Genomic DNA, 587 nt, shown 5'->3' on the forward strand with positions numbered 1-587 from the left:
AAGGGTATTTTTTTATTAAAGCTTCCTTGATATTAAATATTACAAATTATTAATTTAAATATTGATATAAAGGATTAATATAATTGTTAAAATGAGTAAATCTTACTTTTTTATCTAAATTATTTTTAAAAGGTTGTTTGACTTTTAATTTAGTTAAATTAAAACATTTATTCATTAAATTACATGTTTTAAAATATTTAGGACTATTAATATAATTATCAAATAATTTTTTTTCATAAAATATGATGCCATAAAAAAGTGATAATTGTCCTTTTTGTTTAATATATCTCGACATATATTTATTTTTATTTTCTATAAAACGTTTATTGTTATTAAAATCTTGTAAATGTTTATGATTATTTTTAAATAAATTATCATTAATATCTAAAATATTATTTCTTAATATTTTAAAAAACATATGTTGTTGATCAAAATTTAAAATATTACTAAGATATAAATTAGTTAATTGATATTTAGGATGTTGCAAATCAAAAGGTAAAAATTTTAAAGTTTTAGTAATAGGTAATTTTTGACAACTTTTAGAAAATTGAAATAGACGTTTACCTGTTAAATAATTTTTCTTTTGT

The 587-nt window shown here is 15.7% G+C and carries 1 protein-coding gene; it reads right to left on the reverse strand.

What is annotated here, in order from left to right; translation table 11 throughout:
- Positions 1-49: 49 nt before the first annotated feature.
- On the reverse strand, positions 50-587 hold a 538-nt coding region (locus ON17_RS03675), incomplete at its 5' end, for a hypothetical protein (protein WP_040849874.1).

It is taken from the genome of Poinsettia branch-inducing phytoplasma str. JR1 (genome assembly GCF_000309465.1).
Lineage (GTDB): Bacteria > Bacillota_I > Bacilli_A > Acholeplasmatales > Acholeplasmataceae > Phytoplasma > Phytoplasma pruni.